We start from the raw sequence: 21,188 nt of genomic DNA on the forward strand, positions 1-21,188 counted from the left end.
ATGACCGACACGTCCCGCCCAAATGTTCCGCCCAAACTCGATCCCGAACAGCTGCAGCTGCGGGCCTCACCGCGCCGGGCCGTGCGCTTCAAGCGCGGCATAATCGTCGCGATCGCAGCTGTTGGCTCCGCCACCATCTTTGGCGTCACGATGATGGCGCTGCAGGGGCCGGCACTGCGCCTGAAGCAGCAGGCTGAAGAGCTTTACAGCACCGACCGCAACCCGACCGCCGAGGGACTTGAATCGCTGCCCAAGGACTATTCCGGGAGCAAGCCGAAGGCTCCGGTGCTTGGACCGCCGCTGCCCGGGGATCTCGGCCGTCCTATTCTCGAGCACCAGCGCCAGCTTGGCATCGCACCTGGGCAAGACGTTTCCGCCGAGGCGCAGCGGCTTGCACAACAAGCGATTGAGGCGCGCGAGTCGCAAGTCCTCTTCCGCATCGAAAACCGGCCCCAGCAGACGGAAGCTTTTGGCAACGGGCAGGGCGGACGTTCGCCTTTCGAGACGGCGTCTCCGCAGCCAGATACCGAAGGCCAGCGAGCTTCCGTCGCGCCGGCCGAGGGCGACCAGAACAATCAACAGCGCAAGCTCGATTTCATCGATCAACGGAACACCGGCGGGATCTACAACCCGCATGCACTGCAGACGCCGGCTTCGCCCTATCAGATCATGGCCGGTAGCGTGATCGCTGCAAGCCTGATCACCGGCATCAATTCCGATCTGCCCGGCCTTGTCGTCGCCCAGATCACCGAGAATGTGCACGACAGCGTCACCGGCAGCATCCTGCTCATCCCGCAGGGCTCACGGCTGATCGGCACCTACGACAGCGTTGTAGCCTTTGGGCAAAGGCGCGCTCTGTTGGTGTGGCAACGCATCGTGATGCCGGACGGCTCCTCTACCGAAATCGACAATCTGCCCGTGACCGACGCGGCCGGCTATGCCGGGCTCGAGGACAAGGTGGATTTCCATACTTGGCAGTTGATCAAGGGCGTCGCGGTGGCCACATTGCTGGGGGTTGGTACCGAGTTGAGCTTTGGGGAAAATGAAAGCGACTTGGTCAAGGCAATTCGTGAATCCACCCAGCAGAACGTCAGTCAAGCGGGCCAACGGATCACTGAAAAGAACCTGAACGTCCAACCCACGATCACCGTGCGCCCTGGTTGGCCGTTGCGCGTCATCGTGCACAAGGACCTCGTGTTGCGGCCATACACGGGGTGAACAGGAGGACTTCATGGCTAACCTGAAACTCGGAAAACTTCCGGACCGGACACCTTCGAAGATCACCATCACCGTTGGCGCCGACTTGAGCCAAGCACTCAACGACTATGCCGCACTTTACCGTGAGACCTATGGCGAGTCCGAAACGGTGGCGGAACTGATCCCCTTTATGCTGGTCGGGTTCCTGGAAGGCGACCGGGCATTTGCCAAGGCCAGAAAGGAAGGTCTGCCGGGCGCCGGCGCGTCGGAGAAACCATCAAGGCACTCAGCTTCAACATTGGACAATGCGTAGCGTGGGCGGCTCGGCTTGTCCGAGTAGAGATACAGCTGATGAAATTGCAGCACCAGGAAGTTTCCTGAGCGCAAATGCTGCTGTGGTTGAAGCAGCACCCTGATAGTGATCCCGCTCTAATGGCCTCTCTTGAGGTGACACGTCAAAGACGAGTGTTGAGCCGCGAGAAAACCGTGACCCAAACGCCCAAGCTCGTCGAGCCACGCCTTGCGGGTACGCAATAAAGCCTTCTTCATCAAAATCAGCCTCTCTCAAAATTGCAGCGGACCGCCTTCGCTATCCTGCACGGTTTGAAAAAAACGGTCCCCTACTTCGTCTGGATCGTCCCTCACCTCACCCGACGAGGGCGACGGCGCTACAGGCGAAGCCGCTGCTTTGGTGGTGCGTTCCCGAGCCCCTTTAGCGCAAGGGGGTCGTCACCCGCATCGGCCGAGACGCAGAGCGGCTTGGGGCGCTGCCTAGAGCCCGGCCCAAAGGGTGGGCTAGACTGCTTCTCTGCCCGGCTACTCTGCCGCCTCGGCCTGTATTTCGTGCGGCTGCTCGGGCACTTCCTTCTTCTTCCGCTTCTTCTTCCGGCCCTCGGCGGCAACAGCTTGGTCCGTGACGAAAATGACGCTCCCCGGAACATCCATGAGCTGCAGCGCCTTCATCCCGCGCATAAGGCTGATACGGGAAAACAGCGGAAGGTTTAGAGACCTTCCGGCAGAGTCCTTCCGGGTGACGATGCCAAAGACGATGCGGTACTTGCGGTCCCGCACAAGACCAACAAGCGCATCCGCGTCGCCGCCCGCCATCAGGTCGCGGACAAGCGCCTCTAGCTTGTCGACCGCCTGCGGCTCAAGGCGGATCAGTTCGATTGCGTTCACGCCCTGATTGAACAGATGGCTCAGCTGCGCAGACAGCGTTGACACCTTCACGTGATAGAAAGTTGCGACGCCATCGCGCACCGCCAGCAAGTCGCACGGCTCCACCGCGCTCTGCCCGTCCGGGCTGATATTTTGCATATCGAGGCAGGCGATGGCGGCATCGCCGGCGGCGACCGCCGCATTGTATTCGCCTTCGCTGGCATGGGCGTAAGCCGGCAAGTCGCTGGCGGCGAACAGCGGGTCGAGATAGGTGCTGAGGCGCGCGATATAGGTGTTCTCGACACGGTACCAATTGCCTTCGCAGAGATGGTAGGTATCGCCGTCGGCACCTTCCAGGGTAGTGTCGAAGACAAGGCTTTTGTAGATGCTGTAGCGGTCGCGGTCGTTCCCGTTCTCGTCCGTCAGGACCAGCACGTGCCGCCGCAAATCCTCAACGCCCATCCTATCAAAGTCGACCTCGTGCTCATCTAGATACGCAAAGTACCGCCCGATATAGACATCGTCATAGACGAGGCCGCGCCCGGCGCCGGCGAAAGCCACATAAAGATTGTCGCTGTAGTTGATGATTTCGGGCACGGTGATGTTGAGGTCGGGATCGCGCGCGCGGAACGCGGCCAACACACGGCCGTTCAGCGCCTCGATCTGCGCCGGGTCGCGCACCGGCACGATGTTCTGGATCTCAGGGAACGCCGCCTTGTAGGCATCGCTCTGGTATAGGGCCAGCAATTTCTCGCACAGGTCCGGCAGCTCGCCCGCCTCTACATCGGTGCTTATGCGCAGGTTGCTTGCGCCCGTGGCGTGTCGGAACAGGTCCTTGTGCTCGTCGCGCACCTTCCCGGTAAGGCTGCGCAGGATCGTGCTGTCCCGGTCGAAATCGAACAGCGTCAATTCGGATTCGATCGGCAGCTGTGTGCGCTGGCGCTTGGCGGCGCCGGGATCCAGCGTATCGGTGCTTTTCAGCTTGCGCGGGTCGAGGCTGTTGAGCGTGACCCGCAGTCCGAAATCATACTCATAACTGGAATCGATCAGGTTGTGAGCGACATGACCAAAGGACAGCGCGATACACCTGTCGCCGACCGGGATAAAAATGAGCGCGCCCTTTGTGACCTGCGTCAGCTCCTTCTCGATATTGAAGTACCCCTTCCACCAAGGCGGGCGCGGCGCGCTGTCCAATACAAAAAGAGACGCATTCTCTGGCAACCCCTGCGCGCCGACATCATCGTCGAGAACATGATCCTCCCGCAGTGCGTTCGTTGCGTCGTAGCCTTCCTTCAGAAGGTAGATCGAAAATCCCCTGCTTTTCGCCATATTTCCCCGGCACCCGCGAACGTAAGTATTTGTTCCTTATTCAGAGATGAGCCGTATAGCATTGTCAACAAAATACGCTCGCATGCTGTTTCATCGGCAGACACGACGGCACTCGGCGCAATGTGTTGGAAGGGCCGGCCGTTGGCGGAGGATCGTCCCCGGCAGGAGCGCCATTTCCGTGTAAAGCTCGGCACTACTTTCTGTTTCCAACGCAACGGATGTCTGCTTTCCTGGGCTCCTCTCGGGAAGGGCCAGTCCGTTGCTCTGGCTACGTCATTCCAGTTCTCGACCATCGCGCAGTCATTCTCGATGGTCCCGCGCCAAATGTTTGCGAACTCACATAGGTTCGTAAATTGGGACTTGCGATACAGGCACCTATATAGCAGCCGGCTGATATACCAGCGTATATTGACAGTTGCGATATACCAACCTATATCAGGCTAGCTCATCTCAGAGTCGCATACGCCATGAAGATCAGAACAGCTCGCGACATTGGTATCCTGATCAAGGAGGCCCGCACCCGGCGCGGCCTCTCACAGGCTGCCTTGGCCAAGATGATCAACACCACCCAGACGTGGGTGTCGTGGATCGAGAACGGCAAGCCCGGCGCCGAGATCGGCAACGTGCTCCTGGCGCTGACCACGCTTGGTGTGGAGCTGGACTTTCAGATCACGCCGGACCCGACGTCGGCTGCTAATCATCATAATGCCGATGAACGGCATGTCGAGGATTACGACGACGAGATTCCCTACAAGCTCTAAGGTGATGATGATCATGGTGAACCCGATCGACGCCCTCGACGTCTATATCGCTGGCAGACCGGTTGGGCGGCTCCACCACCTGCAGGGCGGCAAGCTTTCGTTCTCCTATGACGAGGCATGGATGGAGGGACGGGTGAGGATCCCGCTCTCCCTGTCCATGCCGACGATCACCAGGACCTACGAGGGCAAGGTCGTCGAGGCATTCCTCTGGGGCCTGCTGCCGGATAATGAGCAGACCCTCGGCAGATGGGCGCAGAGGTTCCAGGTCTCCGCCCGAAACCCGTTTGCCCTGCTCAAGAATGTCGGCCGCGACTGCGCCGGCGCCGTCCAGTTCCTTCCGCCTGGCCACCAGGTTTCCCGCGGCGAGAACGTGGAGTTGCTCACCGAGGCACAGATCGGCGACCGCCTGCGCGACCTGCGCAAGGATGGTGCAGCGACCCGCCGAATCGGCGATCCTGGTCAGTTCAGTCTCGCTGGTGCGCAGGCAAAGACGGCGTTCCATTTCGACAAGGGCAGCAAAAGCTGGGGGATCCCTCTCGGCGACACGCCCACGACACACATCTTCAAGCCGCCTTTGCCGCACTTGCACGGGCATACAGAGAACGAGCATTTCTGCCTGAAGCTTGCATGCAAGCTCGGCATGGACGCTGCACACAGCCAGGTTCTCGACTTCGCAGGCGAAAAGGCGATCGTTCTCGAGCGCTTCGACCGCCGCAGCATCGACGGCAAGACCATCCGCATCCATCAGGAGGACATGTGCCAGGCCCTATCGGTGATGCCGACGCTCAAATACGAGAACCAGGGCGGTCCAGGTATCACGACGATCTCCAAAACGGTGCTGTCGGCCTCCCTCGACCCCATCCGAGACCGTCAGACCTTCTTGGCCGCGAACGTCTTCAACTGGATCATCGCCGGCACGGATGCGCATGCAAAGAACTACTCGATGTTGCTCGGTGCCCAGGGCGAGGCCCGCCTAGCTCCGCTCTACGACATCTCCTCCATTCTGCCGCATCTCGGCGAGGGAGAGATCGAAGCTGAGATGCGCGACCTTAAGCTGGCGATGAAGATCGACAGAGTCTACCCGATCGACGAGATCATGCCACGCCACTGGGCGCGCTGTGCGTCCTCAGCAAAGGTTGGCGGCGAGTATACGGTGCGGACGATCCGCCATCAGCTCGCAGTGATGCCCGACATGGCATCGGAGTGCGCCCAAGAGCTTCGCCAGGAGGGGATCTTCCATGAGATCGTTGGTCGCCTCGTCGACGCGATCGCGACGCGCATCGAGGGGCTGTCCCGGATCTATGGAGAGGAAGCCGCCGCGGAGCCACTGGAGGTTGTGGATGTGAAAGTCGGGCGGGGATAGCGGATCCACGAACTAAATGCCGGCGAAACGGACGGACCACACACTGCCCACGGGATTCTCGCTCTAATAGCGGGGCCCCGGGCCGGGTAGATGGCCGGTTTCGGAACCGGCCATCGGCATCTTGAATAACGGGAATGGGGTCGGCTGCAGAACGGCAGCTTCCCGCCGAACTGCTGCCCAAGAGCGGCCAGTCTTCTCGGCCCGAACACCGTCATCCTTATTGAATTCGAGTTGCGGCGGTTTTCGACGGTCAGTATGATTTCCGGCGGTTGGAGATTTGTATCGGCGTTTGATGAACGACCGCTGTTGGGTTCAAAGTGGATGGTCGCGTTGGTGTATGGACAGCAGGCTTGCGGCGTCCATCGATTGAGATCACCCGCGGGTTTTTGCTCTTGAGTTCATCCAGATAATCGGCCCACCACTGCATCATCTCGACGCGCTCGTCCCAGTGCTCTGCCCGGGCGTAGGCGCGCCGAACGTCGTTATTCTCAATGTGGGCCAGCTGCCGCTCTATGGCGTCCGGATGCCACTTGCCGCATTCGTTCAGCAGAGTTGATGCCGTTGCTCGAAAACCATGCGCGGTAGCTTCTTCCTTGCCGTAACCCATACGACGCAGTGCGGCGTTAAGCGTATTGTCGGAAATCGGACGCGAAGCCGACCGAACACTAGGAAACAGCAGCGATCCATCACCAGAGATTTCTCTCAGTGAAGTCAGGACGCTGATCGCTTGCTTTGATAGGGGTACGCGGTGCGGCCGTCGCATTTTCATGCGTGCTTCAGGGATCGTCCACACCGAGCTTTCAAAATCGAACTCTTCCCATTCAGCGGCGCGAAGCTCGCCGGGGCGGGGAAACAGCAGCGCTATCAGCTTTAGACCGGCTCGGGTTGTAGGCTGTCCATCAAATGCATCGATCCCCCTCAGCAAACCGCCCAAGGCCTTCGGATCGGTAATCGCGGCGCGAGACGTTACCTTCGGACTGATGAGTGCGCCTCTGAGGGCGAAGGTCGGATCTGTCTCGGCGCGTGCGGTCGCGATTGCGTATCGAAACACGCTGCCGATGGTGGAGCGCAGTCGCCTGGCCGACTCGTATCGACCGCGAACCTCGACGCGACGGAGGGCGGTAAGGATGATAGCCGGATCGATCTTCCGAATGCACTTATCGCCGATTATCGGATAGGCAAAGTCGAGCAGCCATTTGACCTTGCTGATCGTCCGGACGGCACGTCCCTCCTTCTTCAGCTTGTCAACATATTCGTCCGCGATTGAGCGAAAGGAGTCTTTTGCCGAATCGGCCTTCCGCAAGCTGCGTTCCTTTCCAGGGTCGACGCCAGCTAGCAGGAGCCTTTTAGCATCATCGCGCGCCTCCCGTGCCTCGGCGAGAGAGATAAGCGGATAGCTCCCCAGCGCGAGCAGTTTCTGCTTGCCGTCAAAGCGGTAGGCGAGCCGCCAGAGGCGAGAGCCCGTGGGCTGTACCCATAGCTGCAGCCCGCCCCCGTCAGACAATTTCACGAGTTTGGAAGCAGGGCGGGCGTTTCGACATTTCACGTCGGATAGGGCCATTCGTCAGGTCTCCCTTGGCTGTTTCGATACCATCAGGATGTCGAATACCAACGGAAATACCATCCCCCCGCCTCGTTGGACCAAATGCGCCCGAAGCGCTCTCTGTCCCGCTTAATTGCGCAATGCGACGGAAAAAGATCAACAATTCCAGTGGCTTGCAGAAGCTGCAGCGTAGAAGGTTCGGCTTAACGGAGTGTCGGGAGAAGAGGGGATGGTGCCCAGAGGCGGATTCGAACCACCGACACGCGGATTTTCAGTCCGCTGCTCTACCAACTGAGCTATCTGGGCCTGTTCCGGCAAACGAAAACGCGTTGACCGGATTTCATCGAGGCGCCGTGGGCGCCCCTTGAAAGCGCGTGGGTTATAGCACGGGAATTCGGCCTGTCCAGCGCCTAGTGGGCGATTTCGGGCAGGAAAAGCGATGCCGTGCGGTGCCCCGGTTTCCATGCCGCTTGCAGGCCGGAATCGGGCACGGCATGGCACGATGCGGCCTTCGCCATCCCTGTCCGTGCCGCTATTGCCGGCTGACATGCCGTGGCACTGCCTTTAGCCGGCGATCGAGGCGCACCAATGCATTTGCGGCTCAGACGCGCCACTGGTCGCCGCCGCCTATCTGACGCCGGTCACGCCGCGGCGAAAATCGGAGGGCGACATGCCGGCGAGCTTGCGGAACGACTTGTTGAAGGCGCTGAGCGAGCCGAAGCCTGAATCCATGGCGACGCGCAGCACATTGGCGTCCTGATGCATCAAAAGCGCCTGCGCATAGCTCAGCCGCAACAGATTCACATACTCGTTGAGCGTCATGCCGGTGGATTTCTTGAACAGGCTCATGGCATATTTGGGATGGATGTCGGCGGCCGCCGCGATGTTCACGCAATCGATGTCGTAGAGGAAGTTTTCGGCGATGAAATCGCACATGCGTCCGACATTGCGCGACGATTGCTGGTCGAAGGGGCTGCCTGTTTCCTGGTCGGTCGGAGTTGCGGATACCAGCCGGTAGGGCTCGAACCGCACCCGCTCCAGCCGCAGCAGCAATTCGTTGACGGCATGTTCGGCCTTGGCCTGGTCGCCGGACCGGGCGTAGCGGTTCCAGCGCTCGAAATTATGGTTGTCGGACTGGTCGGTGGCTGATGTCACCAGTGTCGCGCCGGTCATCAGCCGGTGCCTTATATCGGTGGGCAGGTGCAGCCGGAAGAAGTGCACCAGTGGCAGATGCGCCCCGGCATAGATGGCGTCGTCGGACAAATCGTCCATCTGGTGCGGCAGGCCACCCCAGAACAGGCACATCTCGCCGGCCGAAAGCGAAATCTCGTGGTCGTTCATGAGGTAATGCACGCTGCCGCGCACGATGAAATTAACCTCGACCTGGGCGTGCCAGTGCGGCTTGAGCATCACCAGCGGATTGGTGTGAAACATCTGCAGGAGCAGCGGCAGGCCTTCCACGCTGCTGGCCCCAGGCTGGTAGAACGGCCGTTCAGGCATCTTACTTTCCGCCAATTTCATATTCCCTTTGACGGCGACAGGCCTTGCCCACTGCATAGTCTAGCCACGCTCACAGTGAGAGAGCAAATGAATGGGAGGATTTCAATGCGCATCACAATGACCTGCGCCGCGCTCGCGCTTGCCCTGGGCTCAGCCCCGGCCTTCGCGCAATCCGGCGAAATCACCATCTGGAGCTGGAATGTCGCGGCTTCATCGCTGAAGGCGACCATTGCCGGCTTTAACAAGCAATTTCCCGACGTCAAGGTCACGGTCCAGGATCTCGGCAACCAGCCAACCTACGACAAGTCGATCGCCGGCTGCGCCGCCGGCGGCGTAGGCCTGCCCGACATCGTCACCGTCGAGAACGGTGAGGCCGAGAATTACTGGAGCCAGTTCCCCGACTGCTTCGTCGACCTGCATACGCTGGGCTACACAGCCGACGACCAGAAAAAGTTCCCCGATTTCAAGCGCACCGAGCTGGAAGTGGGCGACAAGGCCTACGCAATGCCGTGGGATTCCGGCCCGGTGGCCGCCTTTTATCGCCGCGACTTCTACGAAAAGGCCGGCGTCGATCCGACTTCGATCAAGACCTGGGATGATTTCATCGCCGCCGGCAAGAAAATCCAGGCCGCCAACCCAGGCGTCTCGATGACCAATGCCGATTTCAACGGTGACTCGGAATTCTTCCGCATGATCTCCAACGAACAGGGCTGCGCCTATTTCTCCGAGGACGGACAATCGATCACGGTCAACCAGCCCAAATGCGTCGATGCCATGACCAAGGTCAAGGAGATGAAGGACGCCGGCATCATCTCGTCGGCCGACTGGGGCACCAAGATCACCAACAACACCGCCGGCACCGTCGCCACCCAGATCTATGGCGGCTGGTATGAGGGCACCATTCGCACCGAATCTGCCGGTGAAAACGGCAAATGGGGCGTCTATCTGATGCCGAGCCTCACCGCCGACGGGCCGCGCGCCGCCAATCTCGGCGGTTCCTCACTGGCTATCACCTCGGCGTCGAAGAACAAGGAGGCCGCCTACGCCTATCTGAAATACACGCTCGGAACCAATGAAGGCCAGATCACGATGCTGAAGGAGTTCGGCCTGGTGCCGTCCCTGATCTCGGCGCTTGACGATCCCTATGTCGCGCAAGGCCTGCCTTATTGGGGCGGCCAGGCGGTGTGGAAGGACATTCTCGGCACCTTGCCGAAGGTTGTTCCGAGCCGCGGCACGCAGTTCCAGAGCGACGCCGAAATCATCGTCCGCGCCGTGCAGACCAAGTATCTGGCCGGCGGCTACCCCGACGCCAAGACGGCACTCGACGATGCCGCAAGCCAGATCGCGGCGGCAACCGGACTGCCCGTCAAGTCATAACCTCCCAAGCCGGGTCCGGGACAGGCGTTTGCGCCGCCCGGACCTGGTCGCGGCCTGTGGGGTTCTCCCACGGGACCTGTATTTGCTGGCAAACCGGCTCCGCTGCTGCGGGCCATGGCCGAAGCGGCAACGAAATGAAGGAGGAGGAAGATGCGCAATCGCAACGCCACGGCCTATCGCTTCCTCACGCCCTATCTGCTGATCTTCGCGATCTTCTGGGTATGGCCGATCATCAGCTCCTTCATGATTTCCTTCCAGGCGACGCGTACCGTGCCGTGGCGGTTCGCGCCCGGCTTCAACTGGGGCCGGTTGATCGGCGATCCGGCCTTCTTCAACGCCCTGAAGAACACGCTGCTCATCCTGGTCATCCAGGTGCCGGTGATGATCTCGCTGGCGCTCGTCATGGCGGTGCTTTTGAACTCGCCGCTCTTGAAGGCGCGCGGCCTCTACCGCTTTGCCTTCTTCGCCCCCGTGGTGGTCGGCGAAGTTGCCTATTCGGCGGTGTTCCGGCTGATGTTCAACCTCGATTTCGGCATCATCAACAAGCTCCTGAACAGCATCGGCCTGCCCAAGGTCGACTGGTTTTCCAACGTCACTCCGGCGATGGCGCTGATCATGATCGCGGTGACCTGGCGCTGGGCCGGTTACAACGCCATCATCCTGCTCGCCGGCATGCAGTCCATTCCCGAAGATGTCTACGAGGCGGCGACGCTCGACCGCGTCAGCAAGCTCAAGCAGTTCTTCTACATCACCCTGCCGTTGCTCAAGCCGGTCATCGTGTTCTGCCTCGTGCTGTCGATCATCGGCACCATGCAGCTGTTCACCGAGCCCTTCCTGATCACCGAGCGCGGCGGGCCGGGCGGCGGCACCGAGACGCTTGGCCTGCTGCTTTACCGCCAGGGCTTTCGGTCGCTCAATTTCGGCTACGCCTCGGCCGTCGCCTACACCATGGCCGGGCTGGCGATCGCCATCACGCTGGCGCAGCTGTGGCTGACGAGGGAACCGAAATGAGTTCGCGCTCCGCAGCCAGATTGGGACGCAGCATCGCTCTGCATCTGTTCCTGACGCCGCTGGCGCTGATCTGGCTGTTTCCGCTGTGGATGATGGTCGTGTTCTCGACCATGCCGGACAACGGCATCTTCAGCCCCGGCATCGAGCTTTTGCCGCACGGCAATTTCATCGACAATTTCAACAATCTGCAGCGTGACACGAACTTCGTCGGCGCCATAGGCATTTCGGTCTCGGTGGCGGTGACCTACACATTCCTGTCGGTGCTGCTGACGTCGATGGCCGGCTGGGCGCTGGCCCGCTACCAGTTCTTCGGCAAGGGCGTGGTTGTCGCCATCATCCTCGGCACCATAACGCTGCCCTATGCGGTCGTGCTGATCCCGCAATTCATCATGGTGGCGCGCGACTTCAAGCTCGCCAACACCTGGGTGGCGCTGATCGTCCCGCCGCTGTTCAATTCGCTCGGCGTGCTGTTCATGCGGCAGAGTTTTTCGATGATGCCGGACGATCTCTTCGATGCGGCGCGCGTCGAGGGCGTCAAGGAATGGCGCATCTTCCTCTTCGTCGCGCTGCCTTTGGCGCGGCCGATGCTGGCCGCACTCGCCATCATCCTGTTCCTCGCCTCCTGGAACAATTATCTGTGGCCGCTTTTGATCAACAGCCAGCCGGGTTCGATGACAGCACCCGTAGCGCTCGGCACGCTGATCGGCCTCACCAAGGTGTCATGGGGCGGCATCATGGCGGGTGCGGTGATGCTGACGGTGCCGATGCTCGTCGTCTTCGTGCTGCTGCAGCGCCATTTCATCGCCGGCATCGCCGCCGGCGCGGTCAAGTAAGGGGCAGCATGGCAACGGTCACGCTTAACAGTGTCGTCAAGCGCTTCGGCGTCTTCGAGGTCGTCCATGGCGCGAGCATCGACATCAAGGACGGCGAGTTCGTCGTCTTCGTCGGCCCCTCCGGCTGCGGAAAATCGACGCTGCTCAGGATGATCGCCGGGCTCGAGGACATTAGCGGCGGCGAGATCGCCATCGGCGGCAAGGTGGTCAACGATGTCGAGCCGGCCGACCGCGGCATCGCCATGGTCTTCCAGTCCTACGCGCTCTATCCGCATATGAGCGTCGAACAGAACCTCTCTTTCGGCTTGCGCATGACCGGCAATCCAAAGGCCGACACCGAACGGCGGGTGAAGCGGGCGGCCGAGATCCTGCGCATCAGCGAATTGATGGACAGGCGCCCGAAAAAACTCTCCGGCGGACAGCGCCAGCGCGTCGCCATCGGCCGCGCCATCGTGCGCGAACCGCAGGTGTTCCTGTTCGACGAGCCGCTCTCCAACCTCGACGCCGAATTGCGCGTCCAGATGCGCGTCGAGATCTCCCGGCTGCACAAGGAACTCGGCACGACAATGATCTATGTCACGCACGACCAGACCGAGGCGATGACGCTCGCCGACAGGATCGTCGTGATGCGCGCCGGCCATATCGAGCAGATCGGCCGGCCGCTCGATCTCTATGACAACCCCGACAATCAGTTCGTTGCGGGCTTTGTCGGGTCGCCGAAGATGAACTTCATCAAGGGCCGGGTTGTCGGGCACGATGCGGGTGGCGTGGTGGTCGATCTGGCGGGTCAGGAGAAGACCCGCATCACGCAACCGCTGACCGGCGCTGCACCCGAAATGGGCAGCCCAAAAATCGGCAGCAAGGTCATTGTCGGCGTGCGGCCCGAACATTTCGGCAATGCCGGAGAGGGCGACGCCGACCTTGTGGTTGCCATCGACGTGGTCGAGCACCTGGGCGGCACAAGTTTCCTCTACGCAAGAACGGCCAATGGTGACGACGTGGTGATCCAGCGCGACGCGACAAAGGTCCCCGACACATCAGAGATCACCGTTTCCATCCGCAAATCCTACCTGTTCGACGAAAAAGGACTGCGGCTGCGCTGACCGGCCGCCGTTTCCAGCCTTCAAGGAGAATGACAATGACCGCAACCACGCCCATTCGCTGGGGCATCCTCGGACCGGGCAGCATCGCCCAGTCCTTTGCCGGTGGCGTGGCCGATTCGCGCACCGGAAAGCTGGTCGCCATCGGTGCCCGCAATCCCGCCAAGCCCGGCCTCGCCGAGAGTTTCCCCGGCGCCCGCATCGTCGATGGCTACGATGCGCTGCTTGCTGATCCCGAAATCGATGCCGTCTACATTTCGATACCGCATCCCGGCCATGCGCAATGGGCGATCAAGGCGGCCGAGGCAGGAAAGCATGTGCTGTGCGAAAAGCCGCTGGCGCTGACCGCCTTCGAGGCCGACGCCATGATGCATGCCGCGCGCAAGGCCGGCACGTTTCTCGGCGAAGCCTTCATGTACCGGCTGCATCCGCAGACGCTGAAGCTGGTGGAACTGATCAGATCGGGCGTCATCGGCGAGATCAGAATGATCAAGTCGAGCTTTGGTTTTGCGATGCCGCGCTTCATGCCGGAGCACCGGCTCTACGCCAACGATCTCGCCGGCGGCGGCATTCTTGACGTCGGCGGCTATCCCGTCTCGATGGTGCGGTTGATTGCCGGCGCCGCGGCCGGAAAACCCTTCGCCGAGCCTGACAAGGTGGTCGGTACTGCCCATCTTGGCCAGTCCGGCGTCGACGAATGGGCCTCGGCGCTGCTGCATTTCCCGGGTGGCATTGTCGCCGAAGTCTCCTGCAGCATCTCGCTTAACCAGGACAATGTTCTGCGCATCCTCGGCACCAAAGGCCGCATCGAGGTGCCGGACTTCTGGTTCGCCGGCGGCAACCGCGACGTTGGTCTCGGCCGGATCGACGTCATCGCATCCGATGGCACGCGCGAGACCATCAGCGTCAACGAGAAGCGTCATGTCTATTCCTTCGAGGTCGACGCAGCCGGTGAGGCCATCCGCGCCGGCGGCCAAGAATTCGCCTGGCCCGGCATGGCATGGGCGGAAAGCCTCGGCACCTTGCGTGTACTGGACAAATGGCGGGCGGCCGCCGGCCTCGAATACGGGATCGAGAAGGCCCAGCAACGCATCAATACCATCTCCGGCCGGCCTTTGCGGTCCGGCGGCACGGCGATCGCCAAGCGCACCATTCCTGGCCTGTCGAAGCCGGCATCGGTGGTGGCGCTCGGCTTCGAGGATTTCCGTACCTTTTCCTCAGGCTCGATCCTGCTCGATGCCTTTTTCGAGGCCGGCGGCAATCTTTTCGATACCGGCTATGTCTATGGCGGCGGCTATACCGAGAAGCTGCTTGGCGAGTGGTTGAAAAACCGTGGCGTACGCGCGCAATCGGTGGTCATCGCCAAGGGCGCGCACTCGCCGCTGTGCTATCCCGATGTGATCGGCAAGCAGCTCGACCAGTCGCTCGAACGCCTGCAGACCGACCATGTCGATGTCTACTTCATGCACCGCGACAATCCGGATGTGCCGGTCGGCGAATTCGTCGATGCGATGGATCGTGAGGTGAAGGCAAGCCGCATCCGCGGCCCGTTCGGCGGCTCGAACTGGACGATGGAACGCATGGATGAGGCGATTGCCTATGCCGAACGCACCGGCAAGCAAAAGCCCGGCGCGCTGTCCAACAATTTCTCGCTGGCTGAAATGCTGGAGCCGATCTGGGCAGGCTGCGTCACGTCCTCCACGGATGCATGGAAGGCCTGGCTGACATCCAGGCAGATGCCGAATTTCGCCTGGTCGAGCCAGGGGCGCGGCTTCTTCACCGATCGCGCAGGTCGGGACAAGCAAGACAATGAGGAGCTGGTGCGGGTCTGGTACTCCGAGCGGAATTTCGGCCGCCGCGACCGGGCGATCGAACTTGCCGCGAGACTGGGCAAGAGCCCGATCCATATTGCGCTGGCCTATGTGCTCGCTCAGCCCTTCCCATCCATCCCGCTGATCGGGCCACGCACGCTGGATGAGTTGGACGACAGCCTGCGCGCTCTCGACATCACGCTTTCGCAAGCCGATCTCGAATGGCTGGATGGCGGCAGTCTGCGCGCTGCCTAGCTGGCTGCCGGCTTAACGGTCGCGGCGTCAGGTCTCGTCATCAGGCGCCCTGACGCCACGCCTGGCCGGAGTCCGCAAATTGGCGTACATGCCTGTGGTGCGGAATTGGCTCGGCGTGATGCCGTAGCAGCGGCGGAAGACCTTCGAAAAATAGTTCGCGTCCTCGAAGCCGCACAGGATGGCGACCTCCTTCACCGGCAGAAAATCCGCCTTGGTCAGCAGCTTCGCCGCGCGTTGCAGACGCTGCTGCAGCACGAACTCGGCAGGCGGCAAGCCTTCGCTTTCAGCAAAACAGCGTGAGAAATGGGCCCGGCTGAGGCCGCTGATCTGGACAAGGTCCGCCACCGGCAGCGGCTTGTCGAGATTTGCGTTGATGTGATCGATGACCGGCTGCATGGCGCTCTGTTTTTCGGCAAAGGCATGGGAGCCGAAGACATCGTCATAGAGCGCCATCGCAGCCTCGTAGGCGACCGCCGAAGCAGCACCCGGCGAAGCGGCGCCTTTGATCAGGCGCAGGCTGCAATCGGCAAGATGATCGATCGTCGCCGGCTGCAGCCGAAATACAGGACCCGAGACGCTGAGGATCGACTTGTGAATGCGCAACGCCTCCTCGCCGTTCATCGAAATCCAGAAATACTCCCAGCGCTCGTCCTCAGCCAGCCAGTAGCGGTGGTTGTGCGGCACCAGCACCAGCAATGTGTCGTTCTTCTGCAGGCGGTAATTGCGGTTCTCGTAGCGCAGCCGGCCAGTCCCGCTGATCGTGTGCTGGAGCACGGTGAACGGCGTCTGGCCGCGCTTTCGCCCATCCCAGTCGTAGATCTCGTCCTCGCGCACTTCATAGCCCGTGCTCGTCGGCATGGCATGCAGGCGCTGGCGGCCGCGCGGCAGCGAGATCGTGCGCATGGACTGTCCGTTTTGTATCAAATCCTGCAGCACAAAATTACCCCCGAAAGCATAATCCTTCTCTGGTCGCGCTCGCGAATAAGCGCATAATCCCCGTCGAAAAGCGAGAGAGATCCGCAGTCGAGGAGCGGACGGGGAGGTTGGCGAGCCCGATTCCGGCTTGTCCTGCATACATGTCGGCATGTGGCTACAGCTTCCCATTGTCATTCCTTGCCTGCAATTCGAAGTGGAATGAGGTGCGGCTGATGAGTTTCAAAATCGCTATCATCGGCGCGGGCAGCGTCGGCTTCACCAAGAAATTGTTCACCGACATCCTGTGCGTGCCCGAATTCGAGGACATCGAATTCGCGCTGACCGATGTCAGCGAGCACAACCTTCAGATGATCAAGGCGATCCTCGACAAGATCGTCGAGGCAAACAGATTGCCGACCAGGGTGACGGCGACGACCGACCGCCGCCAGGCTCTCGAAGGCGCTCGCTACGTCATCAGCTGCGTGCGGGTCGGCGGTCTCGAAGCCTATGCCGACGATATCCGCATTCCCCTGAAATATGGCATCGACCAATGCGTCGGCGACACGATCTGTGCCGGCGGCATTCTCTATGGCCAGCGCAACATCCCGGTGATCCTGGATTTCTGCAAGGACATGCGCGAGGTCGCCGAGACGAACGTCAAGTTCCTGAACTACGCCAACCCGATGGCGATGAACACCTGGGCGGCGATCGAATACGGCAAGGTCGACACTGTTGGGCTCTGCCACGGCGTCCAGCACGGCGCCGAGCAGATCGCCGAGGTGCTTGGCGCCAAGTCCACGCAGGAGCTCGACTATGTCTGTTCCGGCATCAACCACCAGACCTGGTTCATCGGCCTGCGCCTGAACGGCCGCTCCATCGGCAAGGACGAACTGGTGGCTGCCTTCGAGGCGCATCCCGTCTATTCCAGGCAGGAGAAACTGCGCATCGATGTCCTGAAGCGCTTCGGCGTCTATTCGACCGAAAGCAACGGCCATCTTTCCGAATATCTGCCCTGGTACCGCAAACGTCCCGACGAGATCACGCGCTGGATCGATATGTCCGACTGGATCCATGGCGAGACTGGCGGCTATCTCCGTTACTCCACCGAAACCCGCAACTGGTTCGAGACGGAATATCCGCAGTTCCTCGAAGCGGCGTCCAAGCCGATCGACCGGGAGAAGCGCTCCAACGAGCATGCCAGCCACATATTGGAGGCGCTGGAGACCAACCGGGTCTATCGCGGCCACTTCAACGTCAAGAACAATGGCGTGATTACCAACCTGCCGCAGGACGCCATCATCGAGTCGCCGGGCTTCGTCGACCGTTTTGGCATCAACATGGCCGCCGGCATCACGTTGCCGGAAGCCTGCGCCGCCACCTGCATCGCTTCGATCAACGTCCAGCGCATGTCGGTGCATGCCGCGATATCAGGCGAGATCGATCTTCTGAAGCTCGCCGTGCTGCATGACCCATTGGTCGGCGCGGTTTCGACGCCGGAGGAGGTCTGGCAGATGGTCGACGAAATGGTCGTCGCCCAGGCAGCCTGGCTGCCGCAATATGCCCATGCGGTTCCGGCCGCCAGGGAGCGGCTGTCGACATCTCAGGTGAAGACCCGCGAGTGGGCGGGCGCCGCACGGCGCAGCGTTCGCTCGATCGAGGAATTGCGCGCCGAAAAAGCCGCGCTGAAGCAAGCCGGCTGAGGCGGGCCGGCTGAAAATTCATGCGGTGATGGTGGATCCATGGGAGGCGGATTCATTGCCACGAAGCCGTTTGAATTCGAGGAGAGGCGGAGCGGGTGCAAACGCTCCGGACAAACAAGAGGGAGAGAGACCGTGAGGAATTTACGCAATATCGGCCTTGCTGCCGGACTGACGCTGAGCGTCTCGGTCTCGGCACTCAGTGCTTACGCTTCCGAGCCGACGGTTCCGCCGGCGCCGACACCGTTTCCCGCCGAGGGCAAGATCAACTATGTCGCGCGAGACTCGATCCTGGAGTTCAAGGCGCTTCCCGAATATCACGAGCCCGACTGGGTCACCGAGAAATACGTCAAGACCGGCAAGCTGCCGCCGGTGAAAGACAGGCTGCCGAAAGATCCGCTGGTCTACAAGACGGGCAACATGCAGGACGGCATCGGCGTCTATGGCGATACGATGCGCCACGTCATCGGCGGGCGGCCGGAAGGCTGGAACTACGGCGCCGGTCAGACGCAAGGCTGGGGCGGCATCGACATCGGCCTCTCCGAATGCCTGACGCGCACCGCCCCGCTGTTCCAGGTCGAGGCCAAGGACACCGAGCCGCTGCCGAACCTGGCCAGGAGCTGGGATTGGTCGAGCGATGGCCACAGGCTGACCATGCACCTCATCGAAGGAGCGAAGTGGTCGGACGGCGTGCCTTCAATGCCGACGACGTCATGTTCTACTGGGACGACGAGGTGGTCGATCCTAACGTCTCGCCGCTGAACGGTGCGACGCCGGAAACCTTCGGCGTCGGCACGACGCTGAAGAAGATCGACGACTACACCATCGAATGGACCTTCAAGGATGCCTTCCCGAAGCAGTACCTGTACGCCATGGCCTACGGCACCTTCTGTCCGGGCCCCGCGCACATCCTGAAGCCGCAGCATCCGAAATACTCGAAGAATACCTATGATCAGTTCAAAAATGCCTTCCCGCCGGAATTCATGAACATGCCGGTGATGGGTGGCTGGGTGCCGGTCGAATACCGGCCGGACGACATCATCGTCATGCGCCGCAATCCCTATTACTGGAAGGTCGACGAAAAGGGCAATCAACTGCCCTATCTCAACGAACTGCACTACAAGCTGTCGACCTGGGCCGACCGCGATGTCCAGGCGGTGGCCGGCGCGGCCGATTTTTCCAATTTGGAGCAGCCGGAAAACTTCGTCGCCTCGCTGAAGCGTGCGGCAGAGGCGAACGCGCCGGCCCGTCTTGCTTTCGGCCCGCGGCTCATCGGCTACAATCTGCGCTTTAATTTTTCTGCCAATGGCTGGGGCAATCCGGACGAACGCGGCCAGGCGATCCGCGAGTTGAACCGCAACGAGGATTTCCGCAAGGCCGTCACCATGGCGCTCGACCGCAAGGCGCTCGGCGACTCGCTGGTCAAGGGACCGTTCACCGCCATCTATCCCGGCGGCCTGTCGTCAGGAACCAGCTTCTACGACCGCGCTTCGACGGTCTACTACCCCTTCGACCTCGAGGGCGCCAAGGCCGAACTCGCCAAGGCCGGCCTCACGGATACGGACGGCGACGGCTTCGTGAATTTCCCTTCCGGCACCGCCGGCGGCAAGAATGTCGAGATCGTGATGCTGGTCAACAACGACTACACGACCGACAAGAGCCTTGCCGAAGGCGTCGTCGCCCAGATGGAAAAGCTCGGGCTTCGGGTCGTGCTCAACGGCCTCAACGGGACCCAACGCGACGCTTCGCAATATTCCGGCCGCTTCGATTGGCTGGTCCGTCGCAACGAACAGGAACTGACGTCGGTGGTGCAGAACACCGTGCAGCTTGCCCCGGTCGGTCCGCGCACCAGCTGGGACCATCGTGCGCCGGAGAACGGCGAGGTCGATGTGATGCCGTTCGAAAAGGACCTCGTCGACATCGTCAACAAGTTCGTCTCCACCCAGGACAATGACCAGCGCGCCAGCCTGATGAAACAATTCCAGAAGATCTCGACGGAGCACGTCTACAATGTCGGCCTGACGGAGTATCCCGGCGCGCTGATCGTCAACAAGCGTTTCTCGAACATCCCACAGGGCACGCCGATCTTCATGTTCAACTGGGCCGAGGATTCGATCATCCGCGAACGGGTCTTTGTCGCGGCCGACAAGCAGGCGAAATACGAATTGTTCCCGCAAGAACTGCCCGGCAAACCCGGAGAGAAGGGGCCGATGAATTAGGTTTACCTCCCTGACTGAGAGACCTCCGGCCGCGCCGCTGGCGCGGCCGGACAAACCAACCTCCGGACGCAACCAAGGGCGCGATCGGCGAGACGAGGAAACGAACCGTCCATGCTGCGATTCCTGCTCACGCGAATAGCGTCGGCAATCCCGGTCCTCGCCATTTTGAGCCTGGCCACATTTGCCATCATCCAGGCGCCGCCGGGCGATTATGCCGACTACATCCGCTCGCAGGCGATCAACCAGGGTGGAGCCTCCTTCGCCGAGGCCGACGCGCAGGCAAAGGCCTACCGCATCGAGCATGGTCTCGATAAGCCGCTTCCCCTCCAGTATCTCAACTGGATCGGCGGCATCGTCACCCGAGGCGATTTCGGCTACAGCCTCTATTACAACAAACCGGTCGCCGACGTGGTCGGCGAGCGCCTGCCGCGCACGCTTCTCCTGGCGCTGGTCTGCCATCTGCTGGCTTCGGTGCTGGGCATAACATTCGGCATATGGGCGGCGACCCGGCAATACACCTGGATCGACTCGGCGCTGTCGGCCATCTCCTTCCTCGGCATGACGGTGCCGCGCTTCCTGATGGCGTTGATCATCGTCTATCTCCTGGTCTTCCAATTCAACGTGTCGGAGATCGGCTCATTCTTCTCGCCGCAATATGGGGGCGCGCCGTGGTCGTGGGCCAAATTCGTCGATCTGGTCAAGCATGTCTGGCCGGTGGTGGCGATCGCGACTTTCGGCGGGCTCGCCTACAATATGCGCGTCATGCGCGGCAATCTGCTCGATACGCTGAACGCGCAATATGTCGAGACGGCAAGGGCCAAGGGGCTGACCGGCGCCGCCGTCGTCATGCGCCACGCCGTGCCTAACGCACTGCACCCGCTCATCATGTATCAGGGTGTGGTGCTGCCTTACATGTTGACCGGCGAAATCGAGACGGCGATCATCTTCGCGCTGCCGACTGTCGGCCCGGCGATCGTCGGCTCCATGGCTGTCGGCGATGTCTATGTCACCGCCACCTTCATGATGGTGCTGTCGGCGACGCTGATCGTCGGCAACATCATCGCCGACATGCTGCTCGTGCTGCTCGATCCGCGCGTGCGCCAGTTCGGGGAGCGCTGA

At 61.3% G+C, this 21,188-nt stretch carries 15 protein-coding genes, 1 tRNA gene and 1 pseudogene; 12 read left to right on the forward strand and 5 right to left on the reverse strand.

The annotated features are described in order from the left end of the window. Together NKJ04_RS15965 and NKJ04_RS15970 are read left to right on the forward strand one after the other, a co-directional pair. A complete protein-coding gene (locus NKJ04_RS15965) occupies positions 1 to 1,218 on the forward strand; it encodes a TraB/TrbI/VirB10 family type IV secretion system protein (RefSeq protein ID WP_023729046.1) in 1,218 nt (405 codons plus the stop codon). Positions 1,219 to 1,231: 13 nt separating this feature from the next. Beyond that, positions 1,232 to 1,510, forward strand: coding sequence for a DUF2274 domain-containing protein (locus NKJ04_RS15970; protein ID WP_352487261.1), 279 nt, complete (start codon positions 1,232 to 1,234; stop codon positions 1,508 to 1,510). A gap of 503 nt (positions 1,511 to 2,013) precedes the next feature. Here the strand turns inward: NKJ04_RS15970 and NKJ04_RS15975 are convergent. Further along, on the reverse strand, positions 2,014 to 3,684 hold the full coding sequence (locus NKJ04_RS15975) for a DUF6119 family protein (protein WP_352487259.1): 1,671 nt from the start codon (positions 3,682 to 3,684) through the stop codon (positions 2,014 to 2,016). A gap of 467 nt (positions 3,685 to 4,151) precedes the next feature. Here NKJ04_RS15975 and NKJ04_RS15980 point away from each other — a divergent pair, with 467 nt between their 5' ends. Continuing rightward, entirely contained in the window at positions 4,152 to 4,445 is a 294-nt protein-coding gene (locus NKJ04_RS15980) for a helix-turn-helix domain-containing protein (RefSeq protein WP_023697324.1), read from the forward strand. Between the two features lie 13 nt (positions 4,446 to 4,458). Beyond that, positions 4,459 to 5,808, forward strand: coding sequence for a type II toxin-antitoxin system HipA family toxin (locus NKJ04_RS15985; RefSeq protein ID WP_352676217.1), 1,350 nt, complete (start codon positions 4,459 to 4,461; stop codon positions 5,806 to 5,808). 250 nt (positions 5,809 to 6,058) lie between these two features. Here NKJ04_RS15985 and NKJ04_RS15990 read toward each other — a convergent pair whose 3' ends face one another. The 3 genes from NKJ04_RS15990 to NKJ04_RS16000 form a co-directional block, all read right to left on the reverse strand. Next, positions 6,059 to 7,369, reverse strand: a complete 1,311-nt coding sequence (locus tag NKJ04_RS15990; RefSeq protein WP_352487258.1) for a tyrosine-type recombinase/integrase — start codon at positions 7,367 to 7,369, stop codon at positions 6,059 to 6,061. 212 nt (positions 7,370 to 7,581) lie between these two features. Then, positions 7,582 to 7,657, reverse strand: a tRNA-Phe gene (locus NKJ04_RS15995). Positions 7,658 to 7,978: 321 nt separating this feature from the next. Next, on the reverse strand, positions 7,979 to 8,872 hold the full coding sequence (locus NKJ04_RS16000) for a helix-turn-helix domain-containing protein (RefSeq protein WP_196815295.1): 894 nt from the start codon (positions 8,870 to 8,872) through the stop codon (positions 7,979 to 7,981). 84 nt (positions 8,873 to 8,956) lie between these two features. Between NKJ04_RS16000 and NKJ04_RS16005 the strand changes: the two genes are divergently transcribed. The 5 genes from NKJ04_RS16005 (at position 8,957) to NKJ04_RS16025 (ending at position 15,238) form a co-directional block, all read left to right on the forward strand. After that, positions 8,957 to 10,228, forward strand: coding sequence for an extracellular solute-binding protein (locus NKJ04_RS16005; RefSeq protein WP_023809274.1), 1,272 nt, complete (start codon positions 8,957 to 8,959; stop codon positions 10,226 to 10,228). Between the two features lie 150 nt (positions 10,229 to 10,378). Continuing rightward, a complete protein-coding gene (locus tag NKJ04_RS16010; RefSeq protein WP_352441091.1) occupies positions 10,379 to 11,239 on the forward strand; it encodes a carbohydrate ABC transporter permease in 861 nt (286 codons plus the stop codon). Beyond that, positions 11,236 to 12,072, forward strand: a complete 837-nt coding sequence (locus NKJ04_RS16015; RefSeq protein WP_352553766.1) for a carbohydrate ABC transporter permease — start codon at positions 11,236 to 11,238, stop codon at positions 12,070 to 12,072. Before NKJ04_RS16010 ends, NKJ04_RS16015 begins: the two co-directional genes overlap by 4 nt. 8 nt (positions 12,073 to 12,080) lie before the next feature. After that, positions 12,081 to 13,175 carry an ABC transporter ATP-binding protein gene (locus NKJ04_RS16020; protein ID WP_023809270.1) on the forward strand — a complete coding sequence of 365 codons (1,095 nt, stop codon included), beginning with the start codon at positions 12,081 to 12,083 and terminating at the stop codon, positions 13,173 to 13,175. 35 nt (positions 13,176 to 13,210) lie between these two features. Continuing rightward, positions 13,211 to 15,238: an aldo/keto reductase gene (locus tag NKJ04_RS16025; RefSeq protein WP_352676224.1), complete on the forward strand. Its 2,028-nt coding sequence runs from the start codon at positions 13,211 to 13,213 to the stop codon at positions 15,236 to 15,238. Between the two features lie 27 nt (positions 15,239 to 15,265). On the opposite strand, the gene NKJ04_RS16030 is transcribed toward NKJ04_RS16025, so the two are convergent. Then, a complete protein-coding gene (locus NKJ04_RS16030) occupies positions 15,266 to 16,141 on the reverse strand; it encodes an AraC family transcriptional regulator (protein WP_352676227.1) in 876 nt (291 codons plus the stop codon). A 245-nt stretch (positions 16,142 to 16,386) separates the two neighbouring features. On the opposite strand from NKJ04_RS16030, the gene NKJ04_RS16035 reads away from it, so the two are divergent. The 3 genes and pseudogenes from NKJ04_RS16035 to NKJ04_RS16045 all read left to right on the forward strand — a co-directional run bounded on the left by NKJ04_RS16035 (position 16,387) and on the right by NKJ04_RS16045 (position 21,188). Further along, positions 16,387 to 17,853, forward strand: a complete 1,467-nt coding sequence (locus NKJ04_RS16035) for an alpha-glucosidase/alpha-galactosidase (RefSeq protein ID WP_352676229.1) — start codon at positions 16,387 to 16,389, stop codon at positions 17,851 to 17,853. A 132-nt stretch (positions 17,854 to 17,985) separates the two neighbouring features. After that, positions 17,986 to 20,069 (forward strand): annotated as a pseudogene (locus NKJ04_RS16040) (ABC transporter substrate-binding protein). Between the two features lie 111 nt (positions 20,070 to 20,180). Continuing rightward, positions 20,181 to 21,188: an ABC transporter permease gene (locus tag NKJ04_RS16045; protein WP_127296635.1), complete on the forward strand. Its 1,008-nt coding sequence runs from the start codon at positions 20,181 to 20,183 to the stop codon at positions 21,186 to 21,188.

The organism is Mesorhizobium sp. M0618 (assembly GCF_040320765.1).
Classification (GTDB): Bacteria; Pseudomonadota; Alphaproteobacteria; order Rhizobiales; family Rhizobiaceae; genus Mesorhizobium.